Genomic DNA, 21,023 nt, shown 5'->3' on the forward strand with positions numbered 1-21,023 from the left:
CAGCGATGCGCCAAGGGACAATGAAACAAACTCTTACAAAGAATGTGGCACTACATTACGACAGAATCCGACATTTTGTCTGATCATAGGCACTATCGAGGTACGTCATCGGTGCCACCTTTTCGCTCCGCGAGGTCGAGCATGCGTTGCGCAAACATCGTAATCTCGGCTGGCGTCATGAGTCCCGCCAGCGACATCCGAGAAATGGCGATATGCAGTGTCGACAGATCCCGGTTTGTATTCAGCGTCAGTTGCGGAAACGTTGATTCAAGCCGAGCCACAAGTTCCGCGTTCAGCAGGCGGCGGTTTTTCTCCGCAGCTGCCTTCAGCTCTTCGTAGAGCGGCCAAGGCAAGCGATATTGTGAGCGGTGGGTATCTTCCATAGTTAAATTTGACACTAGCCAGGCACTGATGTGTAGTGACTAGCAGTCACTTGATAGTGACGAAAGCGAGGGAGGGAGCGAGAATGGGCGAATCTGTTCGATCGCAGTATCGAATTCCCAAGGAGTTGAACGAATGGCTTAGCGCACGCGCCAAGGCAGAAGAGCGATCAAGAAACGCTCAACTGGTAGTCGAACTCAGGATCCGTATGAGAGAAACAACTCACCTCCAGCCCGAGGCGACGATCGAGTTCGATCAACCAAAAAGCGACTAAGCTCGTCTTTGCAACCCCGATCAACCCGACTCATAAATTAGTATTCCTTATAAGCAATTCCGAAAATCAATGAACCTTGCGGTTCAGCTCATGAGAGGGCCAAAATGCAAGTTCAGAACGCAAATCAATCCGCTCAATCACACAAAGCCGATCGACTGGACATAGCGCTCGACCTGACGGCTAACGCCTGCGTGATCGCCCTTCTCCTTCTTCCGCAGCTCGCACACGCTCAAGATGCCTCAGGAACATTTGGCGGGATCACTGCCTTCTTAAGGTCGGTCACACAACTATTGATCTATGAGTGGGGCTACTACATCGGCATCATCACCTTGGCGATTCAAGGATACCGCTGGAAGACCGGCCGCATCGATCTCATGACGCTCGGCGGGTGGGGCCTCGGTATTGGCCTCGTCTTCTTTGCTCCCAACATCGTATCTGATCTCAAGGCACGCTCGGCCGGAACAATCGTATGAGCGCGGGCGAGGAATCGCACGAGGATGAAGGGGAAGCGCTTGTCGCTGCGATGACTCGCCCAACGATGGTCGGTGGGTTGACGCTCGCAAGCCTGGCAATGAGCTTCTACATTCCTGGCATGGCCGCGATGATCGCGCGGTCAATACTGCCGGCAATGGCCATACCCTTTCTGCTGCTTGCTAGTTACCTAATCTGTCTCAAAGACGTTTACTTGTTTGACATCTTGGCCGCCGCAACGCATCTAAAGGCCTGCCCAAACAAGCGCTTCTGGAGATGCCGACGCTATGCGCCTCGTTGATATTCTGAGAGAGAAGTTCGACATGTCGCTGTCGATGCCCTTGCCAGATGGGGCTGCCCTCGATGATAAGGAAATGGCGGCAAGCGACATGATCCCGTACACCGCGCACTACGACGACGAGACTGTCATCACGAAAGATGATGGTCTAGTGCAGGTTATTGAGCTTGATGGTTTGTACTTTGACTCGTTCAGTGCGACGCAAATTAAGCAATTCGAGCGCCGACGTAATACCGTGCTGCGCTCGATTGCAAACAGCGACCGCGGAGTATACGTGCACCTGATTCGTCGCAAGGTCAATCAGTACCCGCACGGTGATGGCGGTACTTGGTTTGCCCAGCGCTTTGCTGCAGCTTGGCGGGAACGGTATGAAAAGCGTTCGTTCTACGTCAACAAAATTTACATCAGCGTCGTACGGAATCGCTTTCGGCAAGGCGCACCAGGACTGTTGGACCGAATTTTCTCTCTCGCCGCAGTTGCGAGGATTTCGTCCGAAAACCACGAGTCGTTCGAAGAGCAGGCTAAGGATCTAAACGAAGCCACGAATCTTGTTGTGCAGACCCTATCCGGCTATGGCGCTCGAAAGCTGTGTGTCCGACGCCGGCCAGAGTTCGCCAATGAACAGGTAAGCGCTGCAGACGCTCAGGTCGCGATCCATCGATTTGATCTGAGCTGGGAAGAGTTCCAGAAACAGTACGGCGTTCGTCAGGCCTATGACCGCGAGAACATAGAAGACTATCTCGGCGAGGACTATTCGGAACTTGCCGGCTTCTTCCACTACCTCATCAATCTGGAAGACGAGCGCGTACCCATCACGGACTTGCAACTCGACCGTACGCTTGCCGTGTCGTGGCTGGATTTCAAGGTAGTCGGCAACATGATGGCCGTGCAAAATCTCAGCGCATCGCGCGCCGGCGCCATGCTAAGCATGGCGGAATGGCCAGCCCGCACGCCCTCGCACATGCTCAACGAGTTTTTGAAACAACCCGTCGAGTACATCGTCACACAGTCATTCTTCTTCAGCGACCGGATCACTGCCGAGCACGATATGAAGCAGGAGCGGCGACGTCTCGTGGTCAACGACCGGGAGGGCGGTGCCGAAGAGGACAGAAAGGAAATCACGGATGGTTTGCGCGACCTGACGAGCGGTCGGGCGGTCAACGGCCTGCATCATTTGACGATACTCGCCCATGTACCGGCTGCCACAACGCACGTCGACCCTATTCAGAACAAAAAGCAAACGATTGCGGATCTCGATAATGCAGTCGCGCTGCTCAAAAAGTCATTCGTGAATCTTGGCGTCAAAGCAGTGCGCGAATGGTTTGCCGTCGAGACGTTCTTCTGGTCCCAGCTTCCCGGCCAAGCGCAGCACTTCATCGGCCGGCGCGGAAGGATAAAGTCCGGCAACTTCGCTGGATTTGCTTCGCTGCATAACTATGCGATTGGAAAGATTGACGGCAACCTGTGGGGGCCTGCGATCATGCCTTTTGAGACAGAAAGCGGCACCGCCTACTACTTCAACTTTCACCGAGAAATGGAGGGGATGGTCGCGGGTCATTTGGCCTTGACCGCAGACACTGGAGCGGGGAAAACCACACTACTGTCGGCACTAATAGCCATGGCAGACAAGGCCCGGCCTCGAGTGTTTTGGTTTGATAACCGCGAGGGTGCAAAAGTGTTCATGCGAGCGATGGGTGCGCCACATACCACGCTGTCGGTTCAGGGAAACACCGGTTGGAATCCCTTCAAGTTACCCGACTCGCCCGAGAATCGCCTGTACCTCGTGGAATTGATGACGCTGATGCGCACGTGCTATGGCGGAACGCTCGTTCCCGACGACATCGAGCGATTCAAGCGGGCAGTCGCCGAGAACTACGACGTCTTGCCTTTCCAAGACCGACGTTTGCGCAACGTTGCATGGTGCTTTGGTCAGGGCGAACTCGCGAAGGACATGCGGATCTGGCATGGCGCGAATGGCTCAGCAGGTGCCAACTGGGGCGTGTTCGACAACGAGCACGATAGCATCGACCTCACCCGGTGCCGGCACTACTGCTTCGAAATGCGGCAGCTTATCAAGGACGGAGTTGCTCAACCCGAGCTGCCTGTCGTGTTGAGCTATCCGTTTCACCGCATCGAGCAGTCGATGAACGGTGAGCCGTTCATCCTCGTGCTGGAGGAAGGTCAGAATCTTGTCAAACACGCGTACTGGCGCGAGAAAATTGACAGCTACATCATGCAAATTCGCCGCAAGAACGGTCTGCTGATCTTCGTCACGCCCGACGCGAAATATCTTTACTGCGAAACCGATTCGATCCAGAAGCAGACCGCAACGAAGATTTTCCTTCCGAACGGCGAGGCGAGCAAGGCCGATCTGGTGGACCGTCTCGGGCTGACGATCGGCGAGTTCGACTTCGTTCACGACACTCCGCCCGAGAGCTTCAAGTTTTTGATACGGCGCGGCAACGAGTCGATTCGGGTCAAGTTCGATCTGTCTGATATGCGTGAATTCATTCCTGTCCTGTCGTCGAACGACAAGGGTGTTGCGCTGATGGAGCGAATCATCAGTGAACTCGAGACCGACGAACCAGAACAATGGGTGCCCGTTTTCATGCGGCGTGCGCTCGCCGAGAACACCCACAACCTCAAGCGGGAAGGAGCGTGACCGTGAAGAATACTTTTTTAGCCATCGCTCTCGGCGCCACGCTCAGCGTTTCGGTGCCCATTTACGCCACGGGAATTCCCACGTTTGATGCCGCGACCTTTTTGCAACTCCAGCAGCAACTTTCGCAACTGCAGGACCAGTACAGAACTCTGAAAGATCAGTATGCAGCTGTCACCGGAAGTTATGGTCGCGGGTCGATTGGGTTGAATCAGTCGATCAACGCGGCATCGGTTGTACCGGGCTCGTGGCAGGAGGTCGTTTCGCAACAGCAGAGCGGCACCTTCGGCGCGAGGCAAAATTTTTACGAGAAGCTCATCAACACTATGCCGCAGGACGTCTTCGCGGATCCGAGTGCGCAAAATGCGACGACGTACAAAATGAGCACAGATTCCGTTCGGGCTGCTTTAGCGGGTGGGGACTCGCTGTATTCCGAGGTCCAGACGCACCTCAACAACTTGTCCGTGCTGAGTCAGCAGGTGGATACAACGACCAACGTTAAAGACGCCCAAGACTTGCAGAACCGCATCTCCAGCGAGAACGGCATGTTGTCGAGCGCAATGGCGAAGCTCAACGCGATGAACATGAATTTGCAGGCGAATCTATTGAATCAACAGAATCAAGCTACTGCCGGAAATCAGAAGTTTTATCAATGGAAGAAATAGCAAATTCTTCGTAGGAAGGAACATGCCACAGAAGGAGGAAAAGTATGAAGCCTTTCATCCTAGTTCTGAAAATCTGCACTGCCTCGGTATGGCTCCCGCTGTGGCTTATTAAACGCAGCATCCGCGCAGTTGTCGTTTTGGTGATCGGCGCAGTGCTCTCTAGCTGCACCAGTACGTCTGGCAAGCTCGAGAGATCGCCGTGCGCCTGCTCATTCGAACCGATCAACGCAATTAGCTATGGGAGGAATGGAGATGTCTAGACACCTTTGGACATGGATCTTGACGAGTACTGCTGTGGTACTTGTCGGTGGCTACGGTCTCCTCAAGACTCTCAGCCGAGAGCCTGCCGTACCTTCCACAATTGCCCCACAAGAGATGACCCCATCGTCGACGCCAACGATTGAAAAAGGCAGCGGGAACCCGCTGCTTGGAGCGGACAAGGTAGCGGTTGCCAAATGGTATCCGGGTCATTGCTTCGCAGAGTTGTACGCGAAAGATCCTTCATTCGGCGGGAAGATGATTCCTGGCTGTGTGGTCAAGGTGATTGAACAGGTCAAGGCAGACACCGGCGTGACGCTGACCGAGGCAGATATTCAAGCGCCCGATGTAGTTGCACATTTCAAGCAGCTCTACGGCTCGAGCAATCCATGGCGACAATGACCCTCGAAGGAATGATTGGCGCCGCCGATGGCGTAACTCAGTCGTTCCTGACGCAGACCTACCCCGCTCTTGCTGGAGCCATATCTACGCCTGTCTATCTGCTCGCCGTGCTCTACTGGGCGGCTTCCGGCTACAAGATATATGGCGGTTACGAGCCGATGCGATGGAACGCCCTACTCGCAAAAGCCTTCATGACCGCCGCCGTATTCTCTGCGTTGAACTGGGGAGGCATGGGCCAAAGCATCTATGGCTTCTTCACGTCGTTCATGGAAGGAGTGGCTTCGACCATCATGTCAGGCAGATCGACGGCATCAATGCTCGACGCACTGTATAACAACGTTGGCCAGGTTTCCGCGTTGATGCAAAACGTAAGTTGGTATCAATTCGGGATGATTCTGCAGGGATTCGGTCTCTTCCTAATCAATTGCGTGTTGTTTGTGCTTGCGCTCGTCTACATGACGATCGCAAAGTTCGGCCTCGCAATTACGATGGTTCTGTTACCGGTCTTCGCCGGCTTCTTCTTTTTTGAACAAACACGGCAGTGGGCCATCAATTGGCTGAGCAAGATGTTGAATTTCTGCTTTATCTATATCTTGGTTATTGCCATCGTCCGTTTTGGTTTTCTCGCGTTTGGCGATGCGATTGACGAAGCCGGAAAAGCCTCGAGCGTCACGGATGCCGCATTTATCAACGTACAGCAAGTTGCTTATCTTTACATCGTTGAAGGTGTATTGATCATCTTCATGCTGCAAGTCAAAGGCTGGGCTGCATCCCTTTCCGGCGGTGCATCGGTACAAGGCTTGTCTTTGTTGATGATGGCTGCTCGGACGATAACCAGGGGGTCGCTCAAATGAGCTTCGGCAGAAGAACGTTCAAAGGCGACACTGACACCCAACGGATGCAGCTTGGCGGCTCGAACAAGCTCAAGCAAGAACGCAACCGCGCATACCTGTTCATCGGTTTGCTTCTCTTTGTGGTAGGCGGCATGGCTAGCGCGATCACCGTGCTAGCCAACATTCACACGGTCATTCCTGTCGTGTCCGTGCTCGATGCAAACGGACACGTGGTAAAGCAACAGGTGGTCAACAAGGAAACGATCTCCGGGCAGGAGAGCTTTGTTCAGAGCCAGGTGTACGACTTCATCATGTATTGCAACACGTTTGACCCGGACTGGCGGCAACGCTTCGCCGATCTCTGTCGCTTGCATTCGACGCAATCGGTCGCAGCTCAGTATGACGCGGAGACGAGCGCGGATAACGCGAATAACCCCTACTACCAGCTCGGCCAGGGCGGCCGTCGCTATCCGAAGATCACCGGTATCACGTCGCTCGGGAAGGATGCGTATCAGGTTTCGTTTCAATCGATCACCGAAAAGCCTGGCAGCCCGCCGAAGACCGACTACTACACGGCGCTCGTGCGCTACACCTTTACGTTCAAACCGCTCGCGTTGGGCGACCGTTGGGAGAACGCGCTCGGATTTGCCACGACGGGGTATCGGAAGGATCAAGAGTTGAGCCGCCAGTAACGCGCCGTCGGTAAGTGCTTCGTGCAAGGAATCAGACCATGAACTTCAAATCCGCTCCCATCGCTTTCGCCATGTTCAGCAGCGTGACGATTTCGCTGATTCCTGCCTCTTCACTTGCGGCCAAACTCCCTCATGCGCTTGTAACCGATGATCGCGTCAAGCAGGTTCCGTATGATCCCAATCAAGTCTACGAGGTGGTCGGCACATACGGTTACCAGACCTCCATCGAGTTTTCCAACGACGAGATCGTTAAAGTCGTCTCATTGGGTGACTCGATCGCTTGGCAGACGGTGCCCTACCAAAATCGCTTGTTCATCAAGCCGGTCGAGCCGAATGCTGCAACCAACCTGACTGTCGTGACCGACAAGCGCACTTATTACTTCAAGCTCACCAGTGCAAAGGCGCGCACAACCCAGACGTTTCTTGTGCGCTTCATCTACCTGAACTCCGGTTCGAACCAAAATGCGAGTATGAGCGGTTTCGCGGGCGCAAGCCGGGCCGACGCGAGCCCAAGTAACGGAATTGATCCTGCGAGACTGAATATTGACTACGGCGTGTCCGGCGACAAAGCCGCAATTCCGCTTAAACGCGCGTTTGACGATGGCCAGTTCACGTATTTCCTCTTCGACCAGAACGCTGAGATTCCCTCCTTCTACACCGTAGGCCCGGACGGGACGGAGTCCGCCGTCAGTCCGCGCCGGGAAGGTCCGTACATGGTCGTCAAACGTACGGCGAGCCTTTTCACGCTGCGCAACGGCGATGCCCACCTGTGCGTACAGAACAACGCCAATCCTTATCGCCGTGCTGACACGAGCACCGCTTCAACACGCAGCGCCGTGGAGCACTGATATGGCGGATCCGAACACCAATGCTCCAGACGACCGCGAAGCAGCCGTTCGTGAGTGGGAGAAGCAGGCGAATGCATCGATGGTCGTCGACAATCGAAAGAAGCGGTTTGGTGGCATCGCCATCGCCGCGATCGCGGCCGGAGCCATCGCGGCGGTGTGGTTGGTCAAGCACACCGGCAGTGACACGGCCAAGTCAGCGGCGAATAGCGACATTTCGATCCCTGACAGGAAGCCTGTGCCGAAACTCAAGGATCACGAGTCGGCGAGTACTTCTTCTGTCGCCGCGGCACCGGCTCCGCCACCGGCAAGCACTGTGCAGGCCGACGATCCAATGAAAGCGCAGCGCGAGCAGATGGAGATGCAGCGCCGCGAACAGGCGCGACGGCTGCTCGAAGCTCGCATGAAGTCGGCCATCATTCCGCCAAACAGCGCGAATCAGCCGGCGGGCGTTCAGCCACAGTCCGGGCCCGATGCTGGCGGGCAAGCGCGGCAGAACGCCGGGATGTTAGGAGGTTCCTCGGGCGACCAAGGTCCGCAAGATGCCAATTCGCGCTTTGCACGCGCAGTAAGTGGCAACGCTGTCCCGGTGAGCATGGCGAGCCAGATCCCCAATCTTCCCTACAAGGTTTTGCAGGGCGAGTTTATCGAAGCGGTACTGGAACCGCGAGCGATCTCCGATCTTCCGGGTCAATTGTGCGCGCTTGTGCAACGCGACGTGTACGGCGCACAAGGTCGGCTCACACTGATTCCGTGGGGCTCGCGGGTGTGCGGTACGTACAACGCCGAGCTGCGCAAAGGTCAAGATCGCCTTTTCGTCGTGTGGAACACACTGCGTCGCCCAGACGGCGTGCAAGTTGCCCTTGATAGCGCTGGCGGCGACCAACTCGGAACAGCGGGTATGGGCGGCATCGTGGACACCCATTTTGCTGAGATTTTCGGCATGTCTGCGCTCCTGTCGATCATCGGTGCCGGCGCGTCGAACGCGGGGGTGAGTTCAGGCGATCAGTACAACTCGGCCTCGCAATACCGGCAGTCGGTGCAGCAGGCCGCAGCCCAGTCGTCCCAACAAGTGCTGTCTCCGTACATCAACATCCAACCCACCGTCACGGTGCCAGCAGGCTCCCGCGTGCGTATCTATGTAAACAAGGATCTCGACTTCACGTCGATTTATAAGGAGCAAATCGACGCGGCGAAGCACGTCGATGGCGTCACGTTCATTCAATGAGGAAGAGACATGTCGCAAATTGCCTCCTTCCGAGCCAAGCTCTCTTTGTTGGCGGACTATCTCGATGACAAGGAGGTCACCGAGATTCAGGTCAACAAGCCCGGCGAACTCTGGCTCAGAAAGAAAGACTCCTACTACGCCGAGAAGATCGAAGTGCCCGGACTGTCGTATCAGTTGCTTTCGTCATTGGCCGACGTCACGGCTTCTTTTAAGAGTCTCGAAGTCGACCGAGAAAGCCCGATTCTCTCGGCCGAAATCCCGGTGAATCTTGACGATGGCATTCCTGATTCCGAGCGCGGAACCTACCGGGCCGAGATGATCTTGCCGCCTGTTGTCCCTGAGGGGACCATTGCGATGACGATTCGCAAGCAATCGCTCGTTCGGATGAGTCTGCCGAAATACCGGGAACAGGGCGCGTTCCGCTTCGTCAACGGCGACGTGGTCGATGAGCCGTACTCGGATGTGCGGCTGCAGGAGTTGTATCGAGAGAAGCAGTGGGACACCTTCCTGCGCGGCGCGGTCTTGGCCCACAAGAACATCGTCATCTCTGCCGGCACCTATTGCGGAAAGACGACATGCCTCAACGCGCTGGTACAGGAAATACCCGCACATGAACGCATTGTCACGATCGAGGACTCTCGGGAAATCGAGCCGGCCCAACCGAACTGCGTCCGACTGTCCTACGCCCGCCAACAAGCATCGGGACAGGCTGCGGTGACACCGACCACGTTGCTTCGCTCGTGCATGCGGCTCACTCCTGACCGAGTCATCATGGGTGAGATCCGCGGCCAGGAGGCGGTCGAGTTCGTGAACATGCTCAACACGGGCCACAAAGGATCGCTCACAACTATCCACACCGACTCGCCCGCCGAGATGTACGACCGGTTCGGCGAGCTGATGGACGGCCATACCTCGATGACACGCGAGCAGATCATCGAGCGCGTCAAAAGGCGTATTGACGTGGTTGTGCAGTGGAAATACACCGAGCGCAACGGCCGCTACGTATCGGAGATCCTGTATGCGGGCGCCTGATCTATCAGCAACGTTGGTGGCGACCGGGCTACTGATCGCCATCTCTCGGATTGCTTGCGCCGAAACGTCGGCACCGTCCCGGCCCTTCGACGAGCTGGCCGCCGCGTGCGCCCCAGGTGTTCATCCAATCACACTCAGAGGCGTGGTGACCACCGAATCGGCGGGTAATCCCTACGCAATTGGTGTCGTGGGCGGTCGGCTCGAGCGTCAGCCGCGCAATCTGACGGAAGCGGTCGCGACCGCCCGAGAGCTTGAGCGCCAGGGTTTCAACTTTTCGATGGGCCTTGGACAGGTGAATCGATACAACCTTGCGAAGTACGGCGAGCGTTACGAGACGATCTTCGAGCCGTGCCGCAATCTCAAGGCCGGCGGTGCGATTCTTAGAGATTGCTACCAGCGAGCGCGGGCACGCATTCCATACGATCAGCAGGCGCTGCGCGCTGCCTTCAGCTGCTACTACTCGGGCAACTTCACGCGCGGTTTCCGGCCGGATCGCGCTGGTCAGCGCAGCTACGTGCAAAAGGTCGTCGCAAACGCGACGGACACAGCAGAGCCCATTCCCGTTGTGCCGGCAGTCAAACCTGATCGCGCTGATGCCGGCGTTGCAGTCCAACCGGCGGCAATTCCAAAGCCTGCGAAGCGGGCGGCCACGTCGGCAGAGTGGGTGATGTTTGCGGACGGCCGATCGCGGCGTGATCAGACTCCCGACTTGCCGTTCGAGGGCACCAACAGGAACCCCGCGGTCAAGGTGCGGATCGCGACGCCGACCAATGGATCGGCGGTCGAAGGGGACCCGACTCATCTCGTCCCCACGTCGCCATCGCACGAGACGCAGCCTGTCTCCGTTTTGCGATCACCGTCATCGACCACAAAGCAAGCTGCGCCGTTCGTGCAGTTTGTAAATTGACGCCTCTCTCGCCCATGAGACAAGCGACTTCAAGAGAAGAACCGATGAAAAAATCCCTCGTTGCCCTGTGTGTGCTCGGCGCGTCGATGTCGACGCACGCTTCGGAATACGGCTGCAAGGTGCTGCTGTGTCTCGCGAACCCCGCGTCCAATGGAGGCCCCAAAGGCGTAAGCGAGTGCATACCCCCGATCAATCAGCTCTACCACGACCTGAGCAAGGGACGACCGTTTCCGCGTTGCGATCAAGCGGACGGAAATGATGGATCAAGCTACGCCCGTCAAGTTTATGATCCGTATGATCCTTGCCCTGCGCCCTTGCTCCCCGCCGAGCGTGGCGCCTTTGTCGTCCAGGGCCAGAGGGGATCGAGCGGTAACAAGGGAGGATGGTTCGGGGGCGACGGGTCATTCACGCTGAATGACCGACCGCAAGTCTCAGAGTCATCGCTCGGTGAGGGCTATACGTCGGGCGCGCGGGCGTGTGTCGGTCAGCCGATCGGCTCGTATGTCGTGGGCAACTATGACAACACATACACCGTGACCGTGTTCGACAAGGTGCTTTGGCAGCTCCCGCAAAATCCGCGTGCGATCGACGTCTATATCGACAACGGGTGGCAGCAGCGCGTGCGTTGGTGACGTGACGCGTATTCGCCTCGCGCGTTTCCGGTTCGACAACAGACGCAAGTTCTCCAGCCTCTCTGTCGCTCGGCAAATCTACAAACGGGGCACGATAGATGAACCGACCGTTTATGTGCGCCTCCTCGATTTGATCGCCTTCTTTGTGCTCACTTATCTGATCGTGTCTTTTCTGATCGTGTCTTTTGCTACGACGATGTTGGGTCAGCTTGCTAGCTGGCCGGACCCGGAACGTTGGATCGCGATTTTCGTGGTCTGCGCCGTTGCGATCACCTGCGCGATCAAGATTGGGCCGATCTCGCGGTGCCTCGTTGACATGATCCGGATGCCCTTCGACCGCTCCAAGGAATAGCGGACGTTATCGAGTGCTCGCAGGGCACAAATCAATAAGCGTTCGCTTGTCAAGACAAGGACTATCAAAGGCGGCCATAGTCTAAGGGTTTGCGACCGTCGGCCGGTCGCCTGCGTTGGTCCCTGAATGATTGACGTTGCAGTTCTTGCTTACCCTCTGCTGCGCCTCGTCTTAGCATGCCTTGCCCGCGGCGCTGCAGTTCGCGTTCTCGCTGAATTGCCAGGGCTGTTGTCTTATCGAAGCGGCGTGCGATTGCGGCCGGCAATGACTTGACCGAATTCGTGTAGACGCGTGCTTCATACCGCGCTCGACTGATGGCGACGTAATACAGATTCATTGACGTCGTGCGGCTCTTGGTGTCGAGCGCGATCAGGGTCCGGTCGTTGGTCAGACCTTGCGAACTATGAACCGTCGAGGCGTAAGCGTGCTCCAGGTGAAGCGGTCGACTAGTCGGAAGTTCGAGCGACCGTAAGGGCCGACCGTCGCGTTGCTCCACCGACTCGAGACTCACGACTCCGCCGATCACCCCCGTCACGCGCATGCGGTCGCCATTTGTGAGGTCCCGGCCGGCATCGTTGCGGTTGATCCGTACGGTATCGCCAACAGACAGCTCGGCGCGCTCAAGGCGATAGACGCTGAGCTGCGTCACCTTGCGTGGGTTGATCGTAGCCGTGGTGCCGTCTTGCCGCGACAAAACGAGCGCGTTGCCGGGTAGCGCTTCGGAGACGCGATATGTTTCGCCTCGCATTAACCCGGCTTTCAAATAGTCTTTCTCCGGCTGAATCACCATGCCGGGCTGATAGCTCGGCGCGAAGCGGCGCTGCGCTTGCGTCATGTCGACACGGGTTAGCGTCTCAAACTCGCGTCCGTTACCCGTGAGCGCCAGCGACTCGCGCACCATTTTGTTGATTTCGCGGCGTGCCTCATTGGTGCCGGCGACAATCAGGGTGTCACGTCGCTCACCTTCGGTGAGGGCAATGTAGTCGTTCACGATCGCGCGATGCCGTTCTGTCGGCTCTTTCAGTTCTTCGACGTGTTTGAGATGCGCGAGCGATTGAATAACGCGACTTTCGGCCGCGTGACTCACGGCCGCCTTCAGTTCGTGATCTTTCTGCCGCTGTATTTCGCTTATGCGTGCGGTCTGCATACCATGGTGTTGAAGCTGGGCGAATGGTTTCCCCGCCTCGATGGCCTCGGTCTGTTTGGTGTCTCCGATCAACACCATCCGCGCGCCGGCCTTTTCAACCGTTCGCATGAGCTGTTCCATCTGGCGCGCGCCGACGACGCCCGACTCGTCCAGAACGATGATCGTCTTGCTATCGACCGGCTTATCCTTGGACCCGAGGAAACTGGCCAGCGTATGCGCTTCGAGGCCCTCGTTCTTAAGCGCCTTGACCTGGTTGCCGTAAGGCGCGAGCGCGACGGTGCGATAGCCCTCTCCCAACGTCGAGGGCGATGCCTGCTTAATGAGGGAGACGGCCTGATTGACGGTATAGGTCTTTCCCGTTCCAGCGTCGCCCTGGATGCCCACAAACCGATTGCCTGTGGCGACGATGGTTTCCACGGCTGAGCGCTGCCCTGTATTGAGCGTGGAGTGTTCGAGTAGGGACCGGACGGTGGCGACGGACTGGATCGGCGCCACGGCCCCGCGGCCAGTGCGCTCGATTGCAAGAATCGCTTTTTCACGGGCAAGCGCCTGTTGTGTCGTGTAACGCTTCTCGGCGGGAACGAGCGAGCCGTGCTTGATCGCAGCATTGACGTATTGCTGCGCCTGCTTGTTCGGCCACCCTTTGAGCTCTTGCAGATAGTTTCTCCAACCCGCGGACGAGAGCGCGGGCCCATCTTTTCGATCCGCCATGCGATAGGCCGGCACCGCCTCGATCAACGCGCCCTGGCCGACCAGACGCTTGATCTCGGCGCGCACCTCGCCCGGGCCTGCCAACCCAACAGATCGGCGCAGCGCGGTGGCCATCAGTACGCTCTCACGCACGACGGCTTCACGTTCAGTCAGGTGATGGATGGCGTACTGCACGACCGCTTGTGCGGGCGAGAGTCCCGTCGGCAGGCTCGTGGCGGCAACGCGATCGCGGCCGCCGGCATCAGCGCTGTTCCCACCGTGACCGGCGATGCTATTGCTCACCGGATCCCCTGCCCCGTCACTCGTGTTGGCAAGCTTAGCTTGCCTTCGGTGTTCTCGGCCGCCGTTCACGTCGTAACTGCGCCCGTCGAGCTGGGAACGCGCGCCGTAGTCGATGCCGAGCTCACGACTTTTCTCAACCCAGTATTGTTTGACGATCTCGCGATCGGATTCGTCCTTGCGCGGTCGTGTGGCGAGTGCAATCACCTGCTTTTCCAGCGTGCTCGCGCTCGCGCGCGTCTTGCCCTCGTTCGCCAAGGCCTCTTCGATGACGCGGCTCCGCGCTGAAAACGCTTCGATCTGGTCGCGGCTGATGTGGGCCAGCTCAAAATTGCCTTTGTCATCGACGAGCCGGATCGAGTAGCCAATTGCCTGGAGGCCTTTCGCCAGCTCGGCCTTATAGATCGCATCGACCTCGTGCTGGACGCGGAATATGTCCTCGTTCGAGAGCGCACGCCACGCGCCATCAGCGCGTCGCGTCATGTTCAGCACGACCGAGTGCGTGTGCAGCTGAGGATCCTTTGCCCGGCTCATTTCGTGCCGGAACTTGGCGATGGTCATATTGCCCGTGCGCTCACGATAGCTCTTGCCCTTGACCTTCTTGCGCGCCTCGGCGAGTTGCTCGACCTGCTCGAGTGCGCGCGTCACGGCGCGGTCGTGCGCAGCAGTTACTTCGCGATCGCCGGCAACGAGCGCTTCCATCGACACCGATTTTGGCGCGGAGAACGTGAGATCGAGCCCCATGCGTTTTTTCTTGTCGGTCGGGTCGAACGTCGTCTGGATGCGCTCGCCGTTGGGAAGCTGGCCATTCAGGAGGCGCGAAAGCTGTGCCTGTTCGATCGGCCCGGTGAGTCCCAGGAGCCGCGCCCCTTCGCCCTGCCACTCGCCAGGATTCTCCTTGGCGTAATAGTCATCGGCGGACGAGAAATAGTGGGCTGCCGCGTACTGGTTGCTGCCGCGAATCGGCGTCACGTTGAGCATCGCCACGCCTCCGTCATTTGATCTCGATTGCCGTGGCGCGATGAGGATACTTGACGTAGGGCAGCTTGATTTTGGCGATAGGAAAATCTTCGCCGAACATGACGTAGCCCTCCAGGTCCTTCAAGAACGAAATTTCCGAATCCATCACGACGGGCTCGGGTGGGCTGGTGACCATGTTGCGGCTGCGCCCTCCCCCGCCGCCTCCTGCGCCGCCGCCTGCGTTTGTTGTGATCTGGACTCGCTCGACCTGATGCTTTCCAAGGATCTCGCTCGCTTTATCGGTATTGAGCGCATTCGACCCACCGAAAATAAGGTAATTTCGAAAGCATCCGAGCAAGGTTCGCGCAGCATCCTTGCCATAGGTCTCGTCCAGCTGGGCCCAATCCTGGATCGACGCCGCCATGCGCAGACCGTGCTTTCGACCCTTCGTTGCGGCCGGCACGAAGGATTGGAGCTTGCCGAGGGACTCCAGCTCATCGAGGAAGAGCCAAAGCCTGCGCGCGAGCGCCACGGCACTGTCGGGGATACTCATGATGGTGGCGCAAATCGTGTCGATCCACGTGGCCACGAGCGGGCGCTGTGTCGTGCGCATGTCTTCGCGCCAGGTGATGAAGAGGTTTCCCGCGTTCGGGTCATGCACCCATCTGTAAAGCGAAAACTCGCCCTTAGACATGAATCGCAACGGCCGCACATATTTGTTCATCATGAACTGAATCGAGGCGACCGCTTTTTCCGCGTTTTCCCGAAAGTAACCCTGTGAGTCGGTATTGGCTAGAAATGCCTGAATCACCTCGCCGTCCTCGCGCACGAGAAGATTGACCAGCGTGTCCTGGTCCGGGTTGCTGGTCTCGACCAGCTTGCGCATGGTGTCGGCGAGTACGTCCCGCGTGTACGCGCACCACTGTTCATCCGTCGGATCCAACTGCGGGGGAATGATGCTTCGCGCCATCCGATCGAAGTCATGTACACCCCTGATTTCGTTAAATAGAGTCCAGCCCGCTGAACGTTGGTCAAAGGGGTTGAGAATGATGTCGCCCGGAAAACTGAACTTCGAATAAAACGTGCCGTTGGGGTCAACCACGGCCATCTTGTCGCGGCGCTTCACGGCCGATGCGATCATGCTTTCCATGGCGACCGATTTACCGGCACCGATGGTCGCGCAGATCAGCGTGTTCCGGTTCTCAAGGTGCAACGGCATCGGCATCCGACCAATCATGATGGGCGGCAAGTCCGTTGCCCTGGCTTTTGGGCCCAGCCTTGGGTTCCCGGCCTCTCGCTCCAGCGCTGCCGCGCGCTTCAGTTCAGAGCGAATGCGGCGATTCTCACGGCGATTCGCGGCCTTCACCTGCTGCTTGACACCGTGCCAGTTCGCCATGCGCGCGCCGCGCAGCCACCGGTGGTATCGGGCGCCGCGGAAGCCGTCGTCGCCGTACTCGTGCAGCAAATACGCGGTGGTCGCGGCCAGGCCGAGACCGAGCACGACGCCGCTTGCTAGGAGCGGGTTGTGCGGCGTCATATGGAGCGCTGCGGTGAGCGCTTCCGGGAGCGGGCGCAGCGGCACGTCCGCGGCATAGGTGCCGGCCAGCCACCCGGCAATCGGTAAGCTGACGCCAAAGAGCAAAGTCGCGTTTTCCGCTTCGTGTTTCTGCATCGGCCTAGCTCCTGCTGCGCCTGAGGACTGCATCACATCGCCTGTCGAGCCACGTGGCCAGGATCTGTGCATCGCGAGCCGCGTCAACCCAATCGCGCCGCAACGCGCTGAGCAGCGCGTCGCGCAGCCAGTAGCTCGTGCTGGGTGTATTGAGCGCCGCCTGAATATCGGCGTCGATCTGCTCGATGGGCTCTCGGGTCGGTCAGGTCTGACATCACGATTCCTCCGTCAAGCGACCGATGAGCCAAGCGAGTTCTGGCGATGAGGCCGCAAGCAATTCCGCTGGCGTAGCGGTACCTATCACGGCGTCTTTGCATGCAAGGACGAGATCATTGAACTCGCCGGTCGTCGCCTTCTTCCGCACCAGGAAAAGCAGCGCGGCCAGCAGTGTGTGTGAAGTCGTCTGGCTACGCTCAATCTCCGCGAGCCGACCGTTAAGCTCTTGCCGCTCAGCCCATGTTTCCATGCTGTCGCGAGCAGCGTCGCGCTGGCTATCGCGACTCATCGCCTTATCGCGAATATATGCGGAGAGATGCTTATATCCCGCCAATGCCGCGGCCTCCTCGACCCTGCGGCGATCCTCCTCTGAAAACCAGACTGGGATCGATTTGCCTGTGCTCATGCGTGGTTATCCCTGTTGTTGAAAATAGAGTAACTCACTCTTCCTACCTATAGTATTGTCTATAGGTATCAAGTGAGCAAACACATAGCTCTCCTGCGAATTTCTATAGCAACGCTATAGAGCCAAAGTAGTGTCACTTTTGATTTGAGACCGATAAAACCAAGGGTCTGCATCCCCGAAGGGGGTGCGTAATGTGTATCGAGATTTCTGGCCTGTTAAGGACAGGGATCTCTAGGGGTTAAGGGCGTGATAGTCGACTAGCCCGAAGGGCGTAGGCGAAAAAGATGCGAGGCAGCAGCAGAAAGGTTGCAAAACAGAGGCAAGTTGATAGTATGAAGTATGCGCATCAGATGCAGTAGGACTGCGTATCAATAGCTCGGAGGATGTGTGAATGCCGCAGCGTGACGTAATGCAGGCTTTGACGGCACTGGAGCCAAAGACCAAAGCGGCAAAAGTGCGCGAAGTAATGCCGTTGATCGAACAGAGGATCTCAGCGGGCGTGCGGATCGCGGCCATTCTTAAGGCTCTGAGAGAGAGTGGGATCGATTTGACCGAAGCCACGTTGAAAAGCTACTTGTACCGATACCGGCGGAGGCAGCAGGTCGAGCGAGAGACTACAGGGCAGAAGATTCAATCTTATGCACAGCATTCCAGCGCCACCGATCCAGTGTCACAACGACACGACTCTGACCCATCTCCGATAACTGATCCAGCCTCATCGACACAAGTAGCTTCACAAGGGCCGATCTCGATGCAGGAGCTAGACCGCTTGATGAGACCCGACCCGGCAGAACAAGCCGAGAAGCTCGCGCGTTATGAACGCCTGGCCAAACAGCAACGAAGGAGTCGCAAATGAAAGTCGCCGTAATCAACTTCAGTGGCAATCCGGGAAAAACCACGCTGGTCGATAACCTCCTCGCGCCGCGAATGAATGCGCCGAAGTTCGAGGTCGAAACGATCAATGCAGGGTCGTCCGGCACCGACGCCGAACGGCTCAAGGGAAAGGACTACGGCGGACTTCAGGAGGATTTGATGACGCTTGACTCGGCCATCGTGGATGTTGGCGCATCGAACGTCGAAGAATTCATCAAACAGATGAGCCAGTTCGACGGCTCGCACGAAGAGTTCGACTATTTTGTCGTGCCAGCGGTGAGTGAAAAGAAACAGCAGATCGACACGGTCAACACTATCGAGACACTGGCCGGTCTCGGCGTTCCCCCGAAGAAAATCCGGGTGGTGTTCAACAAGGTCGAACTCGAAGACGCGAGCGATGTGCCGCGCTTGTTCAGTACGGTCTTTGGCCTTCACGCTGAGCGCAAGTGCTTCACATTGAAACCGGAAGCGGCGGTTTTCAGAAACGAGATTTTCGAGCGGCTGCGTGTGCTCAAGAAGAATGTTTCGGAGATCATCGCGGATGCGACTGACTACCGGGCCATGCTTCGCGAGGCGACCGATGAGGACACGAAAGCGCGGGCAGTCAGCATGATTTCGGCGCAGCGGCTCGCAAAGTCCGCGCACAAGAACCTGGACGACGTGTACAAGGTTCTGTTCAAGTAAGGGGAGACGTCATGGGTGGCAACGTATCCACCGCACGCGAAGCGCTGATGGCGGAGCTGTTGGAAGATGCCGATGCGCTTGTGAGGCGCTTCGAACAGGCTGATGAAGTCCTGTCCGGCAAAATTGAGCGGGCAACCACGGACGCGGCCGGCAAGGCGTTCCTAGCCGCAAAGCTCAATCTCGAGTCAGTCATCGAGCAGAACGGCAACAAGCTGATCGAAGCAGGCCGAATAGCGGCCGCGCAGATTGGAAACCAGCTCAACGGCGGAGCCGCGCAACTTGTCGCCGCCAATGTGGCGCTTGAACGCAAGGCGTGGCGGTTCTTGATGCTGCTGGCCGTATTCTCAGTTACCGCCGGCATTGTGGGCGGTTTCATCGGCGGTAGGCTGGCGGCCGGCATATAAGGTACTGGCGCTGCGTTGACTACCCGTTGTCAGTCGCCGCCGGGTTCTTGCTGGTACCGCCTTGCTTGAGACGGCGCGCGCGGCGTCGCCGTCAATCTGCGGCTGCAGTGTCGTTCTTTATTCGTTGGCGCCTTGAATGAACAGCACTTAGCAAACTCTTACGGCCTACATGTTTAACCGCCCGCTAGGTCCAGTTCTCGCCGTTCGCTGCGGCAATCACGGCTTTCGCGACATGACACGCGGCGCAAAGCCGCTCCACGAGATGTTCGTTTCGGCCGTTCGGACAGGCCAACGCGCGGACGAGGTCGTCGGAGCGCGAGACCATTCTCTGCAGACTTTCAAACATTGCCGGTGAGGCTTCGCACAGGAGCCAGGCGGAGCGCCCACCGTAACGCATAAACGCCCCGTCGAGGGTGACACCATCGGCAATGCTCCGGCCATCATCGTCAGTAATCGAGACAATGCGCGCGCAGGCGGCGCTGCTGCGGTCACGCTCGGTGCAGATTTCCGCGGGGTCTCGATGCTTAGCCACGGCGATCGCCTCGGCCGCCGTCGCCGCTTCGATGTGGGTTTTGCCGTAGTGCGGGACATTGACGGCATAGACAACGGTGAAGTTGCTCACGAGTCCATCTCCTTGTTTTCGAAACAGTCGTCCTTGACCTGGAGCGCTGCGCCCCAGGCCTTCGGCGATGTCTTCACGCTGGTTGTTGTTCGTCTGCGCCTTGCAGCGAAAACAAGAACTCGCAAGCTTTTTGCGCCTGACTTGCGGCCGTGAAAATTGCCTTTTTGTCGACCTTCAGGACCTTGAGCCAGTAGTCGAGGTAAGCGGCGTGATCGTCGCGAACTTCCGGGCTTAATCCCAGTGGTGCACAAACGAAAGCGGCCCCCATCTCGGCGATCAGTTCCTCGGCGGCGTAGGCGTCGTCGCCGAAACGCTTCCCTAGCTGGCGGTCGAGGCGGGTCGTGTGGCTGGTCCAGTGAGTGAGCTCGTGCGCCTTCGTGGCTGCGTAACTTTCCGCCGTATCGAACGACTCGGGGATGGGCAACTGGACGATGTCTTGCGCGGGTGCGTAGTACGCCTTGTTTCCGCCGTGACGGATGACAGCGCCGGTCTTCGAAAAGAAGGCTTCTGCATGCTCGATCAGCTCAAGGGGCTCGCTTTTGACGGGCTCCGGTTCCGTGCGGTATTCCGCGGGCAGGTTCTCGATTTGGTCGACGTTAAACACTGTGTAGCCCTTTAAGAAAGGGATCTCACGTTCAATCTCGTCGCCTTTGTCGTCGGTCTCGCTCTTGAGTACTTTGTTGGCGTAGACAACGAGGCTTCCGTGCTCGCCCTTACGGACGTTGCCGCCGAGCGCCTGCGCTTGCTTAAATGTGATCCAACGATTGGACAGGAAGCCTTTGTCGAGCTGCTCGCCCCAAAGAAGCAGAATGTTGATGTCTTGGTAGGGGATGCCGTTGTGTCGCGCCGGAAGGGTGATCCGGTCAGCGGCGTTTCCGCCTTTCCACGGCTTGACCCATGGCCTGACCCTCTGCTCCAGGTCGGCAATGATCTTGTCCGTCACCCGGCTATAGATGTCGGGCAGCGGTATCTTCGTTTGTGCTTTCATGGTCTCTCCTTTAGGTCTCGGGGTGGATGTGCTGGGGTTGCGCACATGCACCCGACGACCGTCGGGCGACGACCGGGGAGGCAAGCTGCAAGGGCTGGACGTGGGGAGGGGGATCACCCGGGATTTTTTCGG

At 57.8% G+C, this 21,023-nt stretch carries 22 protein-coding genes; 16 read left to right on the forward strand and 6 right to left on the reverse strand.

What is annotated here, in order from left to right; translation table 11 throughout:
* Positions 1-92 precede the first annotated feature (92 nt).
* Entirely contained in the window at positions 93-383 is a 291-nt protein-coding gene (locus tag NCT05_RS35615; RefSeq protein WP_250504582.1) for an Arc family DNA-binding protein, read from the reverse strand.
* A gap of 376 nt (positions 384-759) precedes the next feature.
* Here NCT05_RS35615 and NCT05_RS35620 point away from each other — a divergent pair, with 376 nt between their 5' ends.
* From NCT05_RS35620 to NCT05_RS35680, 13 genes are all read left to right on the forward strand, one after another.
* A complete protein-coding gene (locus tag NCT05_RS35620; RefSeq protein ID WP_250504583.1) occupies positions 760-1,128 on the forward strand; it encodes a TrbC/VirB2 family protein in 369 nt (122 codons plus the stop codon).
* Positions 1,125-1,427, forward strand: a complete 303-nt coding sequence (locus tag NCT05_RS35625) for a VirB3 family type IV secretion system protein (RefSeq protein WP_284507648.1) — start codon at positions 1,125-1,127, stop codon at positions 1,425-1,427. The genes NCT05_RS35620 and NCT05_RS35625 overlap by 4 nt, the downstream gene beginning before the upstream one ends.
* Positions 1,414-4,086, forward strand: a complete 2,673-nt coding sequence (locus tag NCT05_RS35630; protein ID WP_250504584.1) for a VirB4 family type IV secretion/conjugal transfer ATPase — start codon at positions 1,414-1,416, stop codon at positions 4,084-4,086. Before NCT05_RS35625 ends, NCT05_RS35630 begins: the two co-directional genes overlap by 14 nt.
* Positions 4,083-4,748, forward strand: coding sequence for a TrbJ/VirB5 family protein (locus NCT05_RS35635; RefSeq protein ID WP_250504585.1), 666 nt, complete (start codon positions 4,083-4,085; stop codon positions 4,746-4,748). Before NCT05_RS35630 ends, NCT05_RS35635 begins: the two co-directional genes overlap by 4 nt.
* Before the next feature lie 279 nt (positions 4,749-5,027).
* A complete protein-coding gene (locus NCT05_RS35640; RefSeq protein ID WP_250504586.1) occupies positions 5,028-5,408 on the forward strand; it encodes a hypothetical protein in 381 nt (126 codons plus the stop codon).
* Positions 5,396-6,262, forward strand: coding sequence for a TrbL/VirB6 family protein (locus tag NCT05_RS35645; protein WP_250504587.1), 867 nt, complete (start codon positions 5,396-5,398; stop codon positions 6,260-6,262). The genes NCT05_RS35640 and NCT05_RS35645 overlap by 13 nt, the downstream gene beginning before the upstream one ends.
* Positions 6,259-6,933 carry a VirB8 family type IV secretion system protein gene (locus NCT05_RS35650; protein ID WP_250504588.1) on the forward strand — a complete coding sequence of 225 codons (675 nt, stop codon included), beginning with the start codon at positions 6,259-6,261 and terminating at the stop codon, positions 6,931-6,933. Before NCT05_RS35645 ends, NCT05_RS35650 begins: the two co-directional genes overlap by 4 nt.
* 38 nt (positions 6,934-6,971) lie before the next feature.
* Positions 6,972-7,781, forward strand: coding sequence for a TrbG/VirB9 family P-type conjugative transfer protein (locus tag NCT05_RS35655; protein WP_250504589.1), 810 nt, complete (start codon positions 6,972-6,974; stop codon positions 7,779-7,781).
* Between the two features lies 1 nt (position 7,782).
* Entirely contained in the window at positions 7,783-9,006 is a 1,224-nt protein-coding gene (locus tag NCT05_RS35660) for a TrbI/VirB10 family protein (RefSeq protein WP_250504590.1), read from the forward strand.
* Between the two features lie 9 nt (positions 9,007-9,015).
* Positions 9,016-10,038 carry a P-type DNA transfer ATPase VirB11 gene (gene virB11 / locus NCT05_RS35665; protein WP_250504591.1) on the forward strand — a complete coding sequence of 341 codons (1,023 nt, stop codon included), beginning with the start codon at positions 9,016-9,018 and terminating at the stop codon, positions 10,036-10,038.
* Positions 10,025-10,945 carry a lytic transglycosylase domain-containing protein gene (locus NCT05_RS35670; protein WP_250504592.1) on the forward strand — a complete coding sequence of 307 codons (921 nt, stop codon included), beginning with the start codon at positions 10,025-10,027 and terminating at the stop codon, positions 10,943-10,945. Before virB11 ends, NCT05_RS35670 begins: the two co-directional genes overlap by 14 nt.
* 44 nt (positions 10,946-10,989) lie before the next feature.
* A complete protein-coding gene (locus tag NCT05_RS35675; RefSeq protein ID WP_250504593.1) occupies positions 10,990-11,577 on the forward strand; it encodes a hypothetical protein in 588 nt (195 codons plus the stop codon).
* Position 11,578: 1 nt separating this feature from the next.
* Positions 11,579-11,929 (forward strand): hypothetical protein, encoded by a 351-nt coding sequence (locus NCT05_RS35680; RefSeq protein WP_250504594.1) that lies wholly within the window; start codon positions 11,579-11,581, stop codon positions 11,927-11,929.
* 64 nt (positions 11,930-11,993) lie between these two features.
* Here the strand turns inward: NCT05_RS35680 and mobF are convergent, their stop codons facing one another.
* The 3 genes from mobF to NCT05_RS35695 all read right to left on the reverse strand — a co-directional run bounded on the left by mobF (position 11,994) and on the right by NCT05_RS35695 (position 17,320).
* Entirely contained in the window at positions 11,994-15,047 is a 3,054-nt protein-coding gene (gene mobF, locus NCT05_RS35685) for a MobF family relaxase (RefSeq protein ID WP_250504595.1), read from the reverse strand.
* 13 nt (positions 15,048-15,060) lie between these two features.
* Entirely contained in the window at positions 15,061-16,698 is a 1,638-nt protein-coding gene (locus NCT05_RS35690) for a type IV secretion system DNA-binding domain-containing protein (protein WP_250504596.1), read from the reverse strand.
* A 214-nt stretch (positions 16,699-16,912) separates the two neighbouring features.
* Complete coding sequence (locus NCT05_RS35695; protein WP_250504597.1) at positions 16,913-17,320, reverse strand: hypothetical protein; 408 nt, start codon at positions 17,318-17,320, stop codon at positions 16,913-16,915.
* 391 nt (positions 17,321-17,711) lie between these two features.
* On the opposite strand from NCT05_RS35695, the gene NCT05_RS35700 reads away from it, so the two are divergent.
* The 3 genes from NCT05_RS35700 to NCT05_RS35710 are packed head-to-tail and all read left to right on the forward strand — an operon-like array spanning position 17,712 to position 19,281.
* Positions 17,712-18,176 (forward strand): conjugal transfer protein TraD, encoded by a 465-nt coding sequence (locus NCT05_RS35700; RefSeq protein WP_250504598.1) that lies wholly within the window; start codon positions 17,712-17,714, stop codon positions 18,174-18,176.
* The gene (gene stbB, locus NCT05_RS35705; protein ID WP_250504599.1) at positions 18,173-18,877 is read left to right on the forward strand and encodes a StbB family protein; all 705 of its coding nucleotides are present in this window, start codon (positions 18,173-18,175) and stop codon (positions 18,875-18,877) included. Before NCT05_RS35700 ends, stbB begins: the two co-directional genes overlap by 4 nt.
* A gap of 11 nt (positions 18,878-18,888) precedes the next feature.
* Positions 18,889-19,281: a hypothetical protein gene (locus tag NCT05_RS35710; protein ID WP_250504600.1), complete on the forward strand. Its 393-nt coding sequence runs from the start codon at positions 18,889-18,891 to the stop codon at positions 19,279-19,281.
* Between the two features lie 184 nt (positions 19,282-19,465).
* Here NCT05_RS35710 and NCT05_RS35715 read toward each other — a convergent pair whose 3' ends face one another.
* Together NCT05_RS35715 and NCT05_RS35720 are read right to left on the reverse strand one after the other, a co-directional pair.
* Positions 19,466-19,903, reverse strand: a complete 438-nt coding sequence (locus NCT05_RS35715; RefSeq protein WP_250504601.1) for a hypothetical protein — start codon at positions 19,901-19,903, stop codon at positions 19,466-19,468.
* A 73-nt stretch (positions 19,904-19,976) separates the two neighbouring features.
* Positions 19,977-20,891: an ArdC family protein gene (locus NCT05_RS35720; protein ID WP_250504602.1), complete on the reverse strand. Its 915-nt coding sequence runs from the start codon at positions 20,889-20,891 to the stop codon at positions 19,977-19,979.
* Positions 20,892-21,023 lie beyond the last annotated feature (132 nt).

This window comes from Caballeronia sp. AZ7_KS35 (assembly GCF_023631045.1).
Lineage (GTDB): Bacteria > Pseudomonadota > Gammaproteobacteria > Burkholderiales > Burkholderiaceae > Caballeronia > Caballeronia zhejiangensis.

What these genes read in the sequence shown, in the direction of transcription:
- NCT05_RS35615 (WP_250504582.1), bottom strand. Translation starts at nt 383, where the DNA reads ATGGAAGATACCCACCGCTCACAATATCGCTTGCCTTGGCCGCTCTAC.
- NCT05_RS35620 (WP_250504583.1), top strand. Translation starts at nt 760, where the DNA reads ATGCAAGTTCAGAACGCAAATCAATCCGCTCAATCACACAAAGCCGAT.
- NCT05_RS35625 (WP_284507648.1), top strand. Translation starts at nt 1,125, where the DNA reads ATGAGCGCGGGCGAGGAATCGCACGAGGATGAAGGGGAAGCGCTTGTC.
- NCT05_RS35630 (WP_250504584.1), top strand. Translation starts at nt 1,414, where the DNA reads ATGCGCCTCGTTGATATTCTGAGAGAGAAGTTCGACATGTCGCTGTCG.
- NCT05_RS35645 (WP_250504587.1), top strand. Translation starts at nt 5,396, where the DNA reads ATGGCGACAATGACCCTCGAAGGAATGATTGGCGCCGCCGATGGCGTA.
- NCT05_RS35650 (WP_250504588.1), top strand. Translation starts at nt 6,259, where the DNA reads ATGAGCTTCGGCAGAAGAACGTTCAAAGGCGACACTGACACCCAACGG.
- NCT05_RS35655 (WP_250504589.1), top strand. Translation starts at nt 6,972, where the DNA reads ATGAACTTCAAATCCGCTCCCATCGCTTTCGCCATGTTCAGCAGCGTG.
- NCT05_RS35660 (WP_250504590.1), top strand. Translation starts at nt 7,783, where the DNA reads ATGGCGGATCCGAACACCAATGCTCCAGACGACCGCGAAGCAGCCGTT.
- virB11 (WP_250504591.1), top strand. Translation starts at nt 9,016, where the DNA reads ATGTCGCAAATTGCCTCCTTCCGAGCCAAGCTCTCTTTGTTGGCGGAC.
- NCT05_RS35670 (WP_250504592.1), top strand. Translation starts at nt 10,025, where the DNA reads ATGCGGGCGCCTGATCTATCAGCAACGTTGGTGGCGACCGGGCTACTG.
- NCT05_RS35675 (WP_250504593.1), top strand. Translation starts at nt 10,990, where the DNA reads ATGAAAAAATCCCTCGTTGCCCTGTGTGTGCTCGGCGCGTCGATGTCG.
- mobF (WP_250504595.1), bottom strand. Translation starts at nt 15,047, where the DNA reads ATGCTCAACGTGACGCCGATTCGCGGCAGCAACCAGTACGCGGCAGCC.
- NCT05_RS35690 (WP_250504596.1), bottom strand. Translation starts at nt 16,698, where the DNA reads ATGCAGAAACACGAAGCGGAAAACGCGACTTTGCTCTTTGGCGTCAGC.
- NCT05_RS35695 (WP_250504597.1), bottom strand. Translation starts at nt 17,320, where the DNA reads ATGAGCACAGGCAAATCGATCCCAGTCTGGTTTTCAGAGGAGGATCGC.
- NCT05_RS35700 (WP_250504598.1), top strand. Translation starts at nt 17,712, where the DNA reads ATGCCGCAGCGTGACGTAATGCAGGCTTTGACGGCACTGGAGCCAAAG.
- stbB (WP_250504599.1), top strand. Translation starts at nt 18,173, where the DNA reads ATGAAAGTCGCCGTAATCAACTTCAGTGGCAATCCGGGAAAAACCACG.
- NCT05_RS35710 (WP_250504600.1), top strand. Translation starts at nt 18,889, where the DNA reads ATGGGTGGCAACGTATCCACCGCACGCGAAGCGCTGATGGCGGAGCTG.
- NCT05_RS35720 (WP_250504602.1), bottom strand. Translation starts at nt 20,891, where the DNA reads ATGAAAGCACAAACGAAGATACCGCTGCCCGACATCTATAGCCGGGTG.